This is a genomic window from Flavobacterium sp. HBTb2-11-1, assembly GCF_009826975.1.
Classification (GTDB): Bacteria; Bacteroidota; Bacteroidia; order Flavobacteriales; family Flavobacteriaceae; genus Flavobacterium.
In genome coordinates this window covers 54326-71379 of the sequence record NZ_WUMO01000009.1, presented here as the reverse complement: position 1 = coordinate 71379, position 17054 = coordinate 54326, and the positions used below count along the sequence as shown (strand labels likewise).

At 33.7% G+C, this 17054-nt stretch carries 14 protein-coding genes; 6 read left to right on the top strand and 8 right to left on the bottom strand.

Annotated features, from left to right (window positions below; translation table 11 throughout):
* Window positions 1–15: 15 nt before the first annotated feature.
* The 3 genes from GR162_RS18730 to GR162_RS18720 all read right to left on the bottom strand — a co-directional run bounded on the left by GR162_RS18730 (window position 16) and on the right by GR162_RS18720 (window position 2513).
* Window positions 16–405, bottom strand: coding sequence for a four helix bundle protein (locus tag GR162_RS18730; RefSeq protein WP_008462285.1), 390 nt, complete (start codon window positions 403–405; stop codon window positions 16–18).
* A 37-nt stretch (window positions 406–442) separates the two neighbouring features.
* The gene (gene folE / locus GR162_RS18725; RefSeq protein ID WP_066032379.1) at window positions 443–1114 is read right to left on the bottom strand and encodes a GTP cyclohydrolase I FolE; all 672 of its coding nucleotides are present in this window, start codon (window positions 1112–1114) and stop codon (window positions 443–445) included.
* Between the two features lie 202 nt (window positions 1115–1316).
* Window positions 1317–2513, bottom strand: coding sequence for a pyridoxal phosphate-dependent aminotransferase (locus GR162_RS18720; RefSeq protein ID WP_091130830.1), 1197 nt, complete (start codon window positions 2511–2513; stop codon window positions 1317–1319).
* A gap of 123 nt (window positions 2514–2636) precedes the next feature.
* On the opposite strand from GR162_RS18720, the gene GR162_RS18715 reads away from it, so the two are divergent.
* The 5 genes from GR162_RS18715 (at window position 2637) to GR162_RS18695 (ending at window position 10464) form a co-directional block, all read left to right on the top strand.
* Window positions 2637–3962 carry a PDZ domain-containing protein gene (locus tag GR162_RS18715; protein WP_008462288.1) on the top strand — a complete coding sequence of 442 codons (1326 nt, stop codon included), beginning with the start codon at window positions 2637–2639 and terminating at the stop codon, window positions 3960–3962.
* A 150-nt stretch (window positions 3963–4112) separates the two neighbouring features.
* Window positions 4113–6746 carry a gliding motility-associated C-terminal domain-containing protein gene (locus GR162_RS18710; RefSeq protein WP_160783364.1) on the top strand — a complete coding sequence of 878 codons (2634 nt, stop codon included), beginning with the start codon at window positions 4113–4115 and terminating at the stop codon, window positions 6744–6746.
* Between the two features lie 30 nt (window positions 6747–6776).
* Window positions 6777–7703, top strand: coding sequence for a type IX secretion system membrane protein PorP/SprF (locus GR162_RS18705; protein ID WP_160783363.1), 927 nt, complete (start codon window positions 6777–6779; stop codon window positions 7701–7703).
* Between the two features lie 10 nt (window positions 7704–7713).
* Window positions 7714–9843 (top strand): OmpA family protein, encoded by a 2130-nt coding sequence (locus tag GR162_RS18700; protein ID WP_160783362.1) that lies wholly within the window; start codon window positions 7714–7716, stop codon window positions 9841–9843.
* A 138-nt stretch (window positions 9844–9981) separates the two neighbouring features.
* Complete coding sequence (locus tag GR162_RS18695) at window positions 9982–10464, top strand: hypothetical protein (protein WP_160783361.1); 483 nt, start codon at window positions 9982–9984, stop codon at window positions 10462–10464.
* Between the two features lie 338 nt (window positions 10465–10802).
* Here the strand turns inward: GR162_RS18695 and GR162_RS18690 are convergent, their stop codons facing one another.
* The gene (locus GR162_RS18690) at window positions 10803–11183 is read right to left on the bottom strand and encodes a DUF1573 domain-containing protein (RefSeq protein ID WP_008462293.1); all 381 of its coding nucleotides are present in this window, start codon (window positions 11181–11183) and stop codon (window positions 10803–10805) included.
* Window positions 11184–11471: 288 nt separating this feature from the next.
* Between GR162_RS18690 and GR162_RS18685 the strand changes: the two genes are divergently transcribed.
* Window positions 11472–14105 carry a valine--tRNA ligase gene (locus GR162_RS18685; RefSeq protein ID WP_160783360.1) on the top strand — a complete coding sequence of 878 codons (2634 nt, stop codon included), beginning with the start codon at window positions 11472–11474 and terminating at the stop codon, window positions 14103–14105.
* A 172-nt stretch (window positions 14106–14277) separates the two neighbouring features.
* Here GR162_RS18685 and GR162_RS18680 read toward each other — a convergent pair whose 3' ends face one another.
* The 4 genes from GR162_RS18680 to GR162_RS18670 all read right to left on the bottom strand — a co-directional run bounded on the left by GR162_RS18680 (window position 14278) and on the right by GR162_RS18670 (window position 16992).
* Window positions 14278–14901: a GyrI-like domain-containing protein gene (locus GR162_RS18680; protein ID WP_160783359.1), complete on the bottom strand. Its 624-nt coding sequence runs from the start codon at window positions 14899–14901 to the stop codon at window positions 14278–14280.
* A gap of 89 nt (window positions 14902–14990) precedes the next feature.
* Entirely contained in the window at window positions 14991–15422 is a 432-nt protein-coding gene (locus tag GR162_RS18675; RefSeq protein WP_370516258.1) for a hypothetical protein, read from the bottom strand.
* A 26-nt stretch (window positions 15423–15448) separates the two neighbouring features.
* Complete coding sequence (locus GR162_RS22330; protein WP_237421394.1) at window positions 15449–15616, bottom strand: hypothetical protein; 168 nt, start codon at window positions 15614–15616, stop codon at window positions 15449–15451.
* A 59-nt stretch (window positions 15617–15675) separates the two neighbouring features.
* Entirely contained in the window at window positions 15676–16992 is a 1317-nt protein-coding gene (locus GR162_RS18670; protein ID WP_160783358.1) for an APC family permease, read from the bottom strand.
* Between the last annotated feature and the right edge of the window lie 62 nt (window positions 16993–17054).

The following is a 17054-nucleotide window of genomic DNA, read 5'->3' as shown; positions in this document are numbered from 1 at the left end:
TTGGGATGAAATTGTTTATTTGAATTTTAGACCTTTGATTTCACATTTGTTTAAATAGTTCATCATTGCCCCAATTTTGTTTTTAACAAGTTCAACCTTTTCATTCAGTTTTAAATGTTGTTCCTGATTAATCAGTTTTTTATCAAAGGCTCTATAGGATTGAGATTTTACTTCGCCAGCAGAACCTTTTGCAATACTTAAAAAATTAATAAATTCTCGATTGCCATTTCTTTCAAAACCTTCTGCGATATTATCCATTATTGAACCAGAACTTCTATCAATTTGATCTTTTAACGAATAGTTTGTTTTCAAGTTTGTATTTTGAATTAGAAATTCAATTTGAAGACAGATTTCTCGAGCTAATCTCCAAATTTCTAAATCTTCAAACTTTTCTATTTTCGCCATAAAAACAACAAACTATAAACTAAAAACAATAAACATTTTAGAATTGAGTGTCTAGCTTAATATAATCTAAAAATTCTCTTTTTGTTTGTGGCTCTTTGAATTTTCCTCCGAACTCAGAAGTTACTGTGCTGCTTTCGATATCTTTAATTCCGCGAGAGTTTACGCAAAGGTGTTTTGCATCAATAACGCAGGCTACATCTTCTGTTCCTAAAGCTTTTTGAAGCTCTTGAACAATCTGCATAGTTAGACGCTCTTGTACTTGAGGTCTTTTTGCATAATACTCTACGATACGGTTCATTTTTGATAAACCAATAACGCGTCCGCTTGAGATGTAAGCAACGTGAGCACGCCCGATAATTGGCAGTAAGTGGTGTTCGCAAGTAGAATAAACCGTGATGTTTTTTTCTACAAGCATCTCGCCATATTTATAATTATTGTCAAAAGTAGAAGCTTTTGGCTGTTTTGCAGGGTTAAGGCCTCCAAAAATTTCTTTTACAAACATTTTTGCAACTCGATTTGGAGTTCCTTTAATGCTGTCATCCGTCAAATCCATTCCTAAAGTTTGCAGGATGTTTTCGACATCTTTTTTAATTTTTTCTATTTTTTCTTCATCAGTGATGTCAAAAGCATCCGCTCTTAGAGGGTTTTTTGCATTACTGCTGAAATGACTGTCACCTATTTCGTCTAAAAAATCTTCGTTATTTATCATTAAGAACTACTATTATATGTGGTATATCTTTTTAAGGCGGTAAAGATAATTAATAAATAGGAAACCTTTTCTATGGTTTTTAGGATTTAATTACTACTTTTTGGATATAATTTAAATTTTAAAGAGAAATATTGTTATTAAAAACAAAAAAGACAACAACGAAGAACGTTATTGTCTTTTTAAATCGATTATAATGAATTGATTATCTGTTGTTGTAAACCAGTAAAGCTTCCTTTAAGATATTTACAGCAGTAATCAAATCTTTTTTGTTCAACACATAAGCAATACGAACCTGATTTAGTCCCATTCCAGGAGTCGAATAGAAACCTTTTGCAGGAGCAATCATTACCGTTTCGCCATTTAAATTATAACTTTCAAGAAGCCATTGCGCAAAATCGTCTGAATCTTCTATCGGAAGTTCGGCAATGCAATAAAAAGCGCCTTTTGGTTTTGTTACCACAACACCTTCAATCTTGTTTAATTCGGCAATTAAGGTATTGCGACGTTCTTTGTATTCGCCAATTACTTCATCAAAATAACTCTGCGGAGTGTCTATAGCAGCTTCGCAAGCAATCTGCTCAATAGTTGGCGGACTTAAACGCGCTTGAGCAAACTTCATTACGGTTGCCAAGACGTCTTTGTTTTTTGTCACCAGACAGCCAATTCTTGCTCCGCACATACTGTAGCGTTTAGAAACAGAATCAACCATGATTACATTTTGCTGTACATCTTCTAGATTCATTACAGAAAAATGCACATCATCTCCATCGTATAAAAATTCACGGTACACTTCGTCAGCGATTAAGTATAAATCGTGTTTTTTAATTAAATGAGCCAATTGTTTAATTTCGGCTTCAGAGTATAAATATCCAGTCGGATTTCCAGGGTTGCAAATCAGAATGGCTTTTGTTCTTGGTGTTATTAGTTTTTCAACTTCGTCAATACTTGGCAAAGCAAAACCAGTTTCAATAGTAGAAACAAGAGGCACTACAGTTGCACTTGTAGAAGAAGCAAACGCATGATAATTAGCATAAAAAGGTTCCGGGATAATGATTTCATCTCCAGGATCTGTAATTGTGGCCAGTGCAAAAAGTAAGGCTTCAGAACCACCAGTAGTTACAATGATGTCTTCTGTGTTAACGTTTACATTTTGGCGCTGGTAAAAATGAGCTAATTTTTTTCTATAGCTTTCATATCCGGCAGACGGACTGTATTCTATAATACTCAAATCAATATTTTTTACCGCCTCGATGGCCACTTCCGGTGTCTTGATATCCGGTTGACCAATGTTTAAATGATACACCTTGTGTCCTTTTTTCTTTGCTAAATCAGCAAAAGGAGCCAGCTTGCGTATCGGAGATTCGGGCATGTTTCTTCCCTTGTGTGAAATTGTCGGCATGAGTATAAATTATTGAAGTGCAAATTTGCATTTTTTTTTCCAATTTAACGTAAACAATACGGGTACTTGCAAAAATGTAACAATAATAAATATATTTACTAATTTTATAATAAAATATTGTCAATGAAAAAATATATAGTATTGTTTTTTGGGTTATTCTTACCTTTTTTGCTTTTTGGACAAGGCGATTTTTTATTGGAAAACAATGCAACAAAGGCCACAATTCCTTTTAAATTGATAAATAATCTTGTTTTTATTCCGATAAAAGTAAATGGAGTTGAGCTTAACTTTCTTTTAGATTCTGGTGTCGAAGAAACGATTCTGTTTAGTATGGAAGAAAAGCAGGAAGTCAGTTTTAATAATGTGGAAAAAATTAAACTCCGCGGTTTAGGAAGCGAGGAAGAAATAGAAGGCCTGAAATCGACAAAGAATATTTTGGAAACGCATGGTCTGAAATCCAATGATCATATGGTTTTTATTATTTTAGACCAAAGCTTCAATTTGTCTTCTCATATCGGAATTCCTGTCAATGGAATTATCGGCCATAAATTCTTTCGAAATAACTATGTAGAAGTTAATTACCAGAAAAGGAAAATAATAGTTCATGCGAAGAATAATAAGTTTGAGGAAAGACTAAATAAAAAGTTTAGAATGGTTCCGATAACAGTAGAAAAATCAAAACCCTACATCATGACAACAGCAACGGTCAATAATGAAGAAATTCCGGCAAAGCTTCTAATTGATATTGGAAATAGTGATGCTTTCTGGGTTTTTGAAAATGATAAAATCAAACTCCCAAATAAAAATTTTCCAGATTTTTTAGGAAAAGGATTTAGCGGGGATATTGAAGGGCATCGTGCTAAAATTGATAAATTTTCGATTGACGAATTTGATTTTAAAAAACCAATCGTTTCTTTTCCTGATTCTGCCTCCATTCGGAACGTTAAGATGGTCCCAGGACGTATTGGATCTGTTGGTGGCGAAGTTTTAAAACGATTTACTTTGGTTTTGGATTATAAAGGGAAAAAACTCTACCTGAAAAAGAATAGCAAATTTGGAGAACCTTTTACCTACAATAAAAGTGGAATCACGGTTCAGCACAATGGACTTCAGTGGGTACAGGAAACAGTGCATTTAGAAACCGTGCGAGTTGCTTCCTCGATGGATGAATTGCAGGAAAAAGAGAAGAACAGCAATAATTTTAAATATAAATTTGCTCTAAAGCCTGTTTATGAAATTGTAAACGTGCGTAAGAATTCTGCAGCTGAAAAATGCGGACTTCTTAAAGGTGACATTATTATCAGTATTAATAAGACACAGCCGTATAAATATACTCTCCAACAGATTAATAATCTTTTAAAATCGGAAGATGATATTTGGATTAATATCGAGGTTGAACGAAATAGTGTGGTGCTTAAATTTAGATTTAGGCTAGAAGATGAATTGTAAAAAAGAACTAGGTCATAATTTTTGATTTATTATGAAAACAGCGTTTTAAGATGTTGTATTGTAGAAATGTTTGCTTTTTGTGAAAATAAGTTTACTAAAAAACGTGTTTTTTGTTAAATATTTTCTTATGTTTAGTAAAAAATTTAATCTATGGCAAAAAACTACATTAGCTACCACTGTTTTGTATTGTTTTTTATTTTTTTTACCCTCATTTCTTCAAAACTAACTGCACAATGTGCTGGTGATGATAATACAAATGAATTAATTTGTGACGTCTCTAATCCAATTTATCAATCGGTAAATTTATTTTCTTTATTAGGAGGTTCTCCAGTTCCTGGCGGAACATGGACAGGAAGCAGCAAGCAAGGTTTAGATGCTGCTAATGGTATTTTGAACGCGCAACTTATTCTTGGCGGTGGAACGTATTATTATACTTATACTGCTCCCGCGACTTCAGGATGTACAGATAATAAAGCTGTAGTTACAATTACGATAGGCGCATATGTGGGGGTTGGTTCGGAAGCTACTGTTTGTAATAAAAATCGAACTTTTAATCTTTTTACGGCTTTTGACAGTAAAGTAATGGGACCACATGTAAACGGGACATTTAAGACTGACAAAGGAGAGCCCGTAGAATCTTCAATAACGATTGACCAATATAAAACCAAAACTACACTTAACTTTATCTATACCGTGCCAGCTGTGCTTGCATGTTCTCCCGACGAAAAGTCTACCAATGTGCAAGTAACTATTTATATAGCTCCAGAAGCAGGAGAACCACAGCATTTGGAGTTGTGCGGCACAACCGATTTGGCAGTATATACCGATTTGAATTTAAATGATAGGCTTACTGGTGAAGACCCAGATGGAACTTGGACAGGTATCGGAATAACATCGCCCACTGATCATACTATTAATCTTCAAGAATTATTTGATGCAAATGGGCCAGGAGAATATTCTTATACGTATACTGTTTTAGCTGTTCCTAACAGCTTTATATGTCCTGATGATAATGCTACTGTAAAAATATTGCTCGAAAAAAGACTCGATTTTACAGGGTCAAAAATCGCAGTTAGCAAAGATATCTGCGAATCGGAAATTGCCACAGCAACGTATTCGGCAAAAATTACGCAAGGGCCAGACTCTATACCTAATGGAGTATACGAGGTTAGTTTTAGTGTTGTCGGACCGGGAGCGTCTGGATCTGAAACTATAAGAGGAAATTTTGCAAATGGAGAATTTAACTTTCCAATTCGATCTTCTTATTTTAAACAAGTGGGGCAATATACCATAACGGTTACGCGTATAGTGTCAACATCAAGTAAAGGAAAATGTGTAAATATCTTTAGTCCGTTTTCAACTATTTTGACTATTTATCCATTACCGCGTTTGACTAATGCTACATTATCGGCGCTTCCTATTTGTCAAAATGATGATGCTACAATTCAAGTCACAGCGCCTCAATTGCTCGATGGAAATTACCGTGTCTCTTATAACGTAAATGGAGATAATTTGGCTCTTGGCGAAACAGCAGAAATGCAATCTATTGGAGGAAAGGCTTCTTTTATAGTTCCAAGAAGTTTGAATACTAGAAGCGGATTATCGGTAATTAGTATTTATAGCATCACTGATATTACAAATCCTTCGCCTCAATGCAACAATACGGCAAATGTAGCAGGAAATTTAAATATAAATCCGCTTCCAAATGCAGTAACTGTGGTGGCAAAAGTTAATGATTTCTGTTTGAATGCTCCTGTTACTGTTGCAGTTTCTGGTTTAGGAAGCTTAACGAATGCCAGTATTTCTTACGCATTGTCTGAAAGCAATTCTTCATCTGTGCAAACTATTGCAAAAGCAGTCACAAATGGAAAATTAGATTTTATTATTCCTGCCGAATTGCTTTTAAATACAGGAACAACAAAAATTACATTATTGAATTTAACCAATACCGTTACAAATTGCGATGTAGATTTAATCAATGTTACAGATGATTTTGTAATAAATCCAATTCCGCCAGCACCAGCTGTAACAGATCAGCAGTTTTGTAAAGTTGATGAAGCAGTAATAGCCAATTTAGAGCCCAAAGGGGCGCAATATAAATGGTATAATTCGGCAACAGCAACAACACCGTTAGCAGTTGATTATGTTTTAAAAACAGAAGATTATTTCGTTAGGGAAACTTCAGCAGCGGGCTGTACTTCAGAACCAGCCAAAATTTCGGTAATTATAAACGATACGCCAGCTCCTGAAATGACAGAAACGCCAGACTTCTGCGGATTGGCAAATCCGAAAATAAGTGATCTTTCTAATAAAACAAATGTTCCCACAACCGTTGCTTGGTATGATGCAGTAGATGGAAATTTATTGCCTTCAACCACATTATTAGTCCATAATGCAACTTATTACGGATATGATTTGAATGAAGTAACAAGATGCTTGTCTGAAAGTTATAGAGAAGTTAAAGTCTCTTTGCAAGACTGCGAGGTTGCTCAGTACGAATTCTTTATTCCAGACGGATTTTCGCCAAACGGAGATGGCGTAAACGACTCATTTGTGATAAAAGATATTGAGTTTTTATACCCGAATTATACACTTGAAATTTATAATAGATACGGAAACGGAATGTATAAAGGAGATAATAGTAAACCAGCTTGGGATGGTAAAAATTATGAAAAAAGCGGTATCGCGGGAGGTATCGCGCCCAACGGAGTTTATTTTTATGTGTTGCATTTCAATAAAGACAATAAACCGCCCAAACAAGGCCGTCTTTATTTAAATCGATAATCTGTTTTTACATTTTAATATAGTTTTCAAATGAAAAAAATAATACTCCTTATAAATTTTCTTTTCTATTTATCGGTCTCTGCACAGCAAGATCCAGAATACACGCATTATATGTACAATATGAGCGTAGTCAATCCTGCTTATGCGACAGGCGTTCCTGCTATGATGAATTTTGGCGGATTGTATAGAACGCAATGGGTGGGCGCTTACGGTGCTCCAAAAACATTTACTTTTTTTGGACATACGGCGATCAATGACAAAATAGAAGCAGGAATCTCTTTTATTTCAGATGATATTGGAGATGGTGCTAAAAAAGAAAATAATGTTTATGCCGATTTTGCCTATGTTTTAAAATTAGGCGGAAAAAATAAATTGTCTCTAGGTTTAAAAGCAGGTTTTTCATCCATGCAAACCAATTTTAACGGATTTCGTTTTACAGATCCGCAGACCGATTTAGCTTTTGCAGAAAATATAAATGCAACCAAACCTAACATTGGAGTTGGAGCTTACTATTTTAGGGATAATCTCTATGTCGGACTATCTGTGCCGAATTTGCTTAAATCAAAATATATTGAAGAAAAATCGGGAGTTAATGCTTTTGGTTCTGAAGAAATACATACTTTTTTAACGGCTGGTTATGTTTTTCAAGTGAATGATAAATTGAAGCTAAAACCTGCTTTTATGTCAAAATTTGTAAAAGGCGCACCGATTACTTTAGATGTTACAGCCAATGTTTTGTATAATGAAAAGTTTGAATTTGGAGCAGCCTACAGAATCGATGATTCAGTTAGCGCTTTATTCAACATTAATGTTACGCCGACACTGAGAGTGGGTTACGCCTATGATTATACGCTCACAAATTTCGGCCAGTTTAATTCAGGAACACACGAGATCATGCTGTTGTTTGATTTGGATCTATTAGGAAAAGGATTCGATAAATCACCAAGATTCTTCTAAAATGAAAAATATGAAAAAATTACTTGTTATTATATTCGTATTTTCAATACAGTTTATAAGTGCACAGGATCAGGAATTGATTAGAGCAAAACGTTTTTTTGATAAAACATATTACAGCGAAGCCATTATTTTATACCAAAAATTAGCCGACGAAAGACCTTCACAAGAAGTCATTAAAAACTTGGCCGATTCTTATTTCTATACCAATGATTTGGTTAAAGCGCAGCGTTATTATCGTCTTCTGATTGGCAATTACAGCAATAATTTAGACAGAGAATATTATTTTAGATACGCACAGACTTTAAAAGCAACAAATAGTATCGATGATGCAAATGCCAATTTAAAAGAATATTATGCTAAATCTTCTAATCCAGAAGATAGAGCCAATTTTGAAAAAGAACTTAAAACTTTAGAAAATGTTACTGCGATCGGTAAGCGTTTTGAAATTAAAAACCTTGCTATAAATACGCCAAATTCTGAATTTGGAGCAGTTAAATACAAAGAAAATCTAGTTTTTGCAGGAGTTAAATTGAAACCTGGTTTATTCGATAAAAAATACAAATGGGATAACGAAACCTATTTGAATTTAGTTTCAATTCCTTTAAAAAACATCAATTCGGCAGATTCTATCGTTCATTATTTTGCTAAAGAATTAAAAACTGGAATGCACGAATCGAATGCAGTTTTTACAAAAGATGGCAAAACGATGTATTTTACGAGAAACAATTCTAAAAATGGCAAGAAGAAAAAAGACGATAAAAAAATCTCAAATCTTCAGATTTTTAAAGCAGAATTAGTAGAAGGAAAATGGACCAATATTACATCGCTTCCATTCAACAGTCCGAATTATTCTGTTGAGCATCCCGCTTTGAGTGCCGATGAAAAAGTATTGTATTTTGCTTCAGACATGCCGGGTTCTTTGGGATCATTTGATATTTATTCAGTAAACATAAATAAAGGAGCATTTGATACTCCGAAGAATTTAGGGCCGCAAGTCAATACCGGTAAGAGAGAGCAGTTTCCTTTTGCTTCGGGAGACAATAAATTATATTTTTCATCAGACGGACATTTAGGTTACGGATCATTAGATGTTTTTGTTTCTGAAATAAATGGAAATGACTATTCAAAACCAGTAAATGTTGGACTTCCGTTAAATTCTAATTTAGATGATTTTGCGTTTAATATCGATTCTAATACCAAAGAAGGATTTTTTGCTTCAAATAGAGAAGGAGGAAAGGGAAGCGACGACATTTATCAATTCAAAGAAATAAAAGATCTAATCGTTGAAGATTGCAAACAGTTTATTGCAGGAACAATTACAGATGTAGATACGCAATTGGCTCTAGAAAGTGCAACAGTATTATTGCAGGATTCAGAAAATAAAACCTTAAATACAATCACAACTTCTGCTGACGGAAAATTCAGTTTTACGGTTGCCTGTGAGAGTTCGTATAAAATAAGCGCTTTCAAAGAAAACTATACCAATGCTTCTAAAATATTGACCTTAGATAAAACTAGAGATAAAGTTAACGATGCTTCTTTGGCTTTGAGATCTTTAGAAGCCATCAAAAAGGAAGAAAAACAAATTGCTGAAAATAAGAGAAAACAGGAAATTATTATTGAAGAAGAGAACAAGAAAAAAGAAGCTTTGGTTGCGCTTGAGTTAAAAGAAAAAGAGAAAAAAGCCAAAGAAGCCGCAATTGTTGCAGCTGAAGTTAAAAAACAGGAAAAAGTAAAAGAGATTTTAGCGAAAGAAAAAGATGTTATAAAAGACAAAGACCGTTTAATAATTAAAACAGATCCAATTTACTTTGACTATAATATGTGGTACATTCGTAAAGAATCAAAAGTGGTTCTAGGAAGAGTTGTCGAACTAATGAAGAAATATCCTGAAATGAAAATCGAAATAGGATCGCATACCGATTCTAGAGGAAATGCTAAATTTAATGAAGATTTATCCCAAAAGAGAGCTAATTCTACTAGAGAGTTTATTATTCAATCGGGAATAGATGCCCAAAGGATCACAGCAAAAGGTTATGGTGAATCGGTGCCAATTATAAAATGCAAAACTGATGACTCGTGCTCAGAAGAAGAACATGAATTAAACAGAAGATCTGAATTTGTAATTAAAAATTTGTAACTTTTTTGAAACTTAGTAAACCCGATAAGTTTTAAACCTGTGGGGTTACATTTTTACAGAAAAACTTTGTCAAAAACCTTTTTGTTGAAACCTTTTTTCTTTAATTTTATAGTAATATCAACAAAATGAAAAAATATTATGAGAAATCTAACCTTATCTTGTTTGCTTTTATCCTTCATTGGATTGCAAAGCTGTAAAAATGAAGAAAAACAAAAAGCCGCTGAAGCTGCAAAAGCAGAAGCTGAAACAATAGTAAGCACGGCATGTTACAAAGCAATTTATGAAAAGGACACAATAGATTTAAAATTAAATACTTTAAAAAACGGAAAATTAACTGGAGACATGGTTATGAGAGTCGCACCTTCAACTGTTAGAACGGGTGAAGTTGCAGGAGAGTTTCATGGAGATACGCTGTTTGTAGATTATACTTTTAAAGACAACGTAAACGGGGACAAAACATTCAAAAATCCGATGGCACTTTTAAAACGCAATAATCAGCTTATTTTAGGAAACGGAACTATGCAGACTACAATGGGAGTTACTTATTTAGTAAAAGACAAACCAATTGACTTTGAAAGCGTAAAGTATAAATTTGATACCGCTGAATGCACTGCTAAATAAAGAAGAAAGATTTGAGAAGCAAGATGTTTCTCTTCAAAAATAAAACGAAGCTGTCTCAAAAGGACAGTTTTTTTATTGGACAGAAATATTTATAACATTTTTTTATCTGTAAAAACCCCAGCGGGGTGAAATATTTATAGAATTGGTAATATCAAAAATGGATAAAGCTCCAGAGGAGCGACATATTTTTTCTGTAGAATTAATATATCACGCTCCTCTGGAGCTTTATGTTGTAAACATTTATTCTTTTGCTATAAATATTTCGCTTCTCTGAAGCTTTAAAAAAAATAGCCGTCCATTTGAGACAGCTATTTTTGTTATTTTAGATTATTTGATTCTTATTGAACTTCACCCTTAATTTTAAGAGCTACTCTTCCGTCAGGATAGTTTACTGCGTTTGTTTCAACAGTAATAGTTTTACGGATAGGTCCTGCGACCATATTATATTTTACATCAATTTTTCCTTTTTTGCCCGGCATAATGGCTGCCGCAGGTTTAGTCACAATAATTGAACTTACTGTAGATTCTGCACCTGTAATTAATAAAGGAGCATCTCCAGTGTTGGTAAATTCAAATGAACGAAGCCCATTGTCACTTTTAGAAATTTTTCCATAATCAATTGTATTATCAGGGGCTGCAAATTCAATTTTTGGGCCATTTTGCGCATAACTTATTGCACTAAACAATAAAACTGCAATAAAAGAGGCTGCATTTTTCATATGAAATCTTTTTTTAATTGTAAGTAAATATACATTCTTTTAATTAACACACAAATTATTATTTCTCTTTTTATAGTCTACTTAATTATTTACTTTTGCTGTCAGTTATAAATACAAAAATTGAACCATTTTTTTGTTTAACTGTTTAATCGTTTATTTGTTTAATCCTTGAGATTGATTTATAAATGATTTTTTTAAACAGCAAACAAGAAAGCAAATCAATTTGAAATTCGATGATCAAAACCGATTAAACGGTTAAACAAATTAACGATTAAACAACCCTAGTAAATGACAATTCCAGCACAATTTGACGCTAAGACGATTGAGAGTAAATGGTATGATTACTGGATGAAAAACAACTATTTTCATTCAGAACCAGATCATAGAACACCGTACACCATTGTAATCCCACCGCCAAACGTCACTGGAGTCCTTCACATGGGACATATGTTGAATAATACGATTCAAGATGTTTTAATTCGTAGAGCACGTCTTAAAGGTTTCAACGCTTGTTGGGTTCCTGGAACAGATCACGCTTCGATTGCTACCGAGGCAAAAGTAGTAGCGAAATTAAAAGCTGAAGGAATCAATAAAAACGATTTGACCCGAGAGGAATTCCTAAAACATGCTTGGGAATGGACAGATAAATATGGTGGAACAATCTTAGAACAGCTTAAAAAATTAGGTGCTTCTTGCGATTGGGAACGCACTAAATTTACAATGGATCCAGATATGTCTGCTTCTGTAATTAAATCGTTTGTGGATTTATACAACAAAGGATTAATCTACAGAGGATACCGTATGGTAAACTGGGATCCAGAAGCAAAAACTACTCTTTCTGACGAAGAAGTAATTTACGAAGAACAGCAAGGAAAATTATTTTTCTTAAAATATAAAATTGAAGGTTCAGAAGATTTCTTGACCATTGCTACAACGCGACCAGAAACTATTTTTGGAGATACTGCCATCTGCATTAATCCGAATGATGAGCGTTTTACACATTTAAAAGGTAAAAGCGCCATCGTTCCAATTTGCGGTCGAGTGATTCCGATTATCGAAGACGAATATGTGGATGTTGAATTCGGTACAGGATGTTTGAAAGTAACGCCTGCGCACGATATGAACGATAAAACATTGGGTGAAAAACACAATCTTGAAATCGTTGATATTTTTAATGAAGATGCGACATTAAACAGCTTCGGATTACACTATCAAGGAAAAGACCGTTTTGTAGTTCGTACTGAAATTGAAAAAGAACTTCAAGAAATTGGAGCTTTAGCAAAAACAGAAACACACTTAAATAAAGTAGGAACTTCTGAAAGAACAAAAGCGGTAATCGAGCCAAGATTATCAGACCAATGGTTCTTGAAAATGGAAGAATTGGTAAAACCAGCAATTAAATCGGTTTTAGAAACAGGAGATATTAAATTGCATCCAAAACGTTTCGAAAATACTTATGCGCATTGGTTAAACAATATTCGTGATTGGAATATTTCTCGCCAGTTATGGTGGGGACAACAAATTCCGGCTTACTATTACGGAGACGGAAAAGAAGATTTCGTAGTTGCAGAAAACATCGAAGATGCGTTAGCATTAGCAAAAGAAAAAACCAACAACCCGCAACTAACAACCGACAGCTTAAAACAAGATGTTGACGCATTAGACACTTGGTTTTCTTCGTGGTTATGGCCAATGTCTGTTTTCGGTGGTATTATGGATCCAGAAAGTCCAGATTTTAAATATTACTATCCAACAAATGACTTGGTAACGGGTCCGGATATTTTATTTTTCTGGGTGGCAAGAATGATTATCGCAGGTTACGAATATGCAGGCGAAAAACCATTTACAAACGTATATTTGACAGGTTTAGTTCGTGATAAACAGCGCCGTAAAATGTCTAAATCATTAGGAAACTCTCCAGATCCTTTAGACTTGATCGAGAAATTTGGTGCCGACGGTGTTCGTGTAGGATTGCTTTTAAGTGCTTCTGCAGGAAACGATATTATGTTTGACGAAGAATTATGCCTTCAAGGAAAAGCGTTTTCAAACAAAATCTGGAATGCTTTCAAATTGATTAAAGGTTGGGAAGTTTCTGAAACTATAGCACAGCCAGAATCATCAAAAGTAGCTATTGAATGGTACGAAGCTAAATTACAGCAGACTTTGGTTGATATTGAAGATAATTTTGAGAAATACAGAATTTCAGATTCATTGATGGCAATCTATAAATTGGTTTGGGATGATTTCTGTTCTTGGTTCTTAGAAATGATTAAACCTGCATACCAACAGCCAATTGATAGCATAACTTTCGCGAAAGCGATCGAAATGTTAGAAAACAACTTGAAGTTATTGCATCCATTTATGCCTTTCTTGACAGAAGAGATTTGGCAGTTAATTACGGAAAGAGCTCCAGAAGAAGCTTTAATTGTTTCGACTTGGCCAGAAGTAAAACCGTTTGATGCAAAATTAATTGCTGATTTCGAAAATTCTATTGAAGTAATTTCAGGAATTAGAACCATCAGAAAAGATAAAAATATTCCATTTAAAGATGCAATCGAATTAAAAGGAATCAACAGCGAAAATGTTTCTACTTATTTTGATTCAATTATCACGAAATTAGGAAACGTTTCTGCTTTCGAATATGTTTCTGAAAAAGTTGATGGCGCTTTGTCTTTCCGTGTAAAATCTAATGAATATTTCATTCCGATTACTGGAAATATTGACGTTGAAGCAGAAATTGCAAAACTGACAGAAGAATTGAATTATACAAAAGGATTCTTGAAATCGGTTGAAGCGAAACTTTCAAATGAGAAATTCGTTAACGGAGCTCCGGAGAAAGTACTTAATTTAGAAAAACAAAAACAAGCTGATGCTTTAGCAAAAATTGCTACAATCGAGCAGAGTTTGGCTGGTTTGAAATAAGAAATATTTCTTTTTATAAGCAGACCTAACAGGTTTTTAAAACCTGTTAGGTCTTTTTTTTTTTTTGCTACGAATTGCTTCGCCTATTCGCTATCGCTCGGGTAAACGAATTTTATTTTTGCAATTCTTTATTTGAAGAATATAATTCGTGAATTTGTGGCTATTAAATACACTATTTTACAGGTTCTCTAAGTATTGTTTTCAGTTTTTCAGGAGCTGTTTTGCGAAAGTCTGAAAGATAAATTTCATGATGCAACCCGTTCTGTTGAAGATTGTTTTCAGTGCTAAATTTTAGAATTTTTTTTAGCGTTTGCGGTTCTGTATCAAAAGGACCAATATGGAGAACCTGAATTACTTTACCTTCTTCCATTTCAAAGAATTCAATTGTTTTGGCTAATTCATTTTGTTTTTTATTGACCGCAATGGCAATAGCTTTTTCGGTTTGTTCTCGAGTTACAAAATCGGGCATTCTAATCATGATTCTGTAATTCCATTCAGCGCGAGGTATTTTCAGCGGAGCTTCATCCATTGAGATTGATGCGTATTTTTCATTATCAAAACTCCACAATGCTTCTAATTTTGGAACAACAAAATCGTTATCCATCGCTTTATGCATAAATTTAATGACATACGCCGTGATGTATAATGCTTGAATTTTTTCTGAAAAATCTTTTCCAGAAGGATCACCTTGACCTGTAATCGATATATAATTCGCTTTTTCTATAAAGACAATTTCGGGGTTGATTTTGGCATTATAGTACGTTTTGTCTGTTTTGGTTAAATCTAATTTGCTCATCTTTTTTGTGTTTTGTTATGCAAATTAAATGGCATGAAGTGACAACGTTATGTCAGTAGAAGTTCTGTTTTTTTTACGAAATTATTTTTTTAATTCTCGTAAAAATTATCTTTTATATAGAAAACGGTATCTATAAATTGGAGAATACCATTTTCTGTCAATACATTTTCGTCGTGAAGATCTTCAAGAATAATTCCTAGGTCAGGATTATAATAATCATTGTTTTTGGTATTTAGAAAACCGTTTACAAGCATAAACTTCTTTACAACTTCTAAATCTGTTGGTTCAGTTGCTTTTACAAAAGGTTGTTCAACAACTGCATATATAATATCTTTGTTTTTGAAAAAGCCTTGTAAATTGTATGCAGTATCTGGAAAAAAGAAGTTATTTAACAATAAATTATTGAAGTAATCTATCCAGGAATTGTAATAAATGGAATCATTAAGTTTGATTACATGCTTTCCATCTTTTAGATAGACTTTTTGCTCTGCTCCTTCAGAAAGGTAATCTTCAAGATTAATATCTAGAATCCAAAGATTATTTAATTCTATAAATCTTCTAAGGTCTCTTTTTCTTGTTTTTTGAAATGCTTGAATTCTTTAGCCATTGTACTTGAGCTTTGGCTTCTTCTAAGGTAACTGGCTGCTGCTTGGATAATTGCTCCATGCTTAACTTTGCTCTTTCCTGAAATGATAAGTTGTAATTCATGTTTCATATTGTTAAATGCAAAAATAGTGCATTTTATTAAAAAACAAAATAAAAGTAAGTTTTGTATTACTTTTGTTTTTTCTTCAAAAGCAAAAACAGAGGATAAGAAGCGATCGCAATACCTACAATTATAATAAAGCTTTTTGGATCGCTGTAAATAAATCCGGCAAGTAATGCAATAGAAAATATTAAGGCTATTATTGTGGTCCACGGATACCAAAAAGAACGATATGGTCTTGGTAAATTTGGTTCGGTAGTTCTTAGTTTTAAAAGCGAATAATATGCCAGTCCCCAAACAATTATAGAGATAAAAGCGGCGAATGAAAATAGAACTTCAAAAGAACCAATGCAGATTAAAAACAAGCTGAAAACTGATGAGACCAAAAGCGCTACAATTGGTGTTCCGCCTTTGTTTACTTGAGTTCCTTTTTCGATAAAAAAACCGTCACGGCTTAATCCATATAAAATTCTTGGAGGAATCATCATAAAGGCATTCAAAATGCTAATTAAAGAAAAGATTGAAATTACGGTTACAATTTGAGCTCCGCTTTCGCCGAAAAGAATTTTAGCCACTTCGGCTGCGGCTAGATTCGATTTTGCTAATGTTTCGATTGGTAAAACATGAAAGAAAGCGGCATTAACCAAAATGTAAATGGCTACAACAAGTAAAACTCCGCTGTATAAAGATTTCGGAATATTTTTGTTTGGATTTTCATTTTCTTCAGCAAAAAAACATACAGCATTCCAGCCATTGTAAGTCCCGATAATAAGCTGTAATGATTTGAAAAATCCAAAAATAAGTCCAATTTGAAAAATAGAATTATCGCTTTTAATTGACGGAACTTCAACTCCAGAATACATAAAACAAGCCACAACCAAAGCCACAAAACAAATCACTTTTAATAAACTGGTAATCTGCTGAATCAAGCTTCCATTTTTTACGCCGCTTAAATGCAGCAATACAAATGCTACCAATAAAGAAATGGACATTACTGTTGCATAATTGGCTAATTGTGGAAATAGAATAATCGTATATTCGCTAATTACAATGCAATAAAAAGCAGGAGGAATGGCATTTACTATATAATCGTACCAGCCAGAAAGAAATCCAGCGTAATCGCCCAAAGCTCTTTTAATATAATTGTAAGACCCGCCAGCTTTTGGCAGCATTGTCGCCAATTCTGAATACGAATTGGCTCCCAATAAAACATACAAACCTCCAAAAAGCCAAGAAGCCAAAATAAGCCAATAATTGTTTAGCATTTCTGCTATAGTTCCAGGTGTTCTTAAGATTCCGACGCCGATTGTTCCTCCAATTAAAACGGCAATATTAAAACTAAGGCCTAAACTTTTTTGCAATTGATTTTTCTTGGAATCTGACATTTTGGATTTGTTTTACGGATTATAATTTCAAACAAAAATAGTGTTAATTGAATTAGCATTTG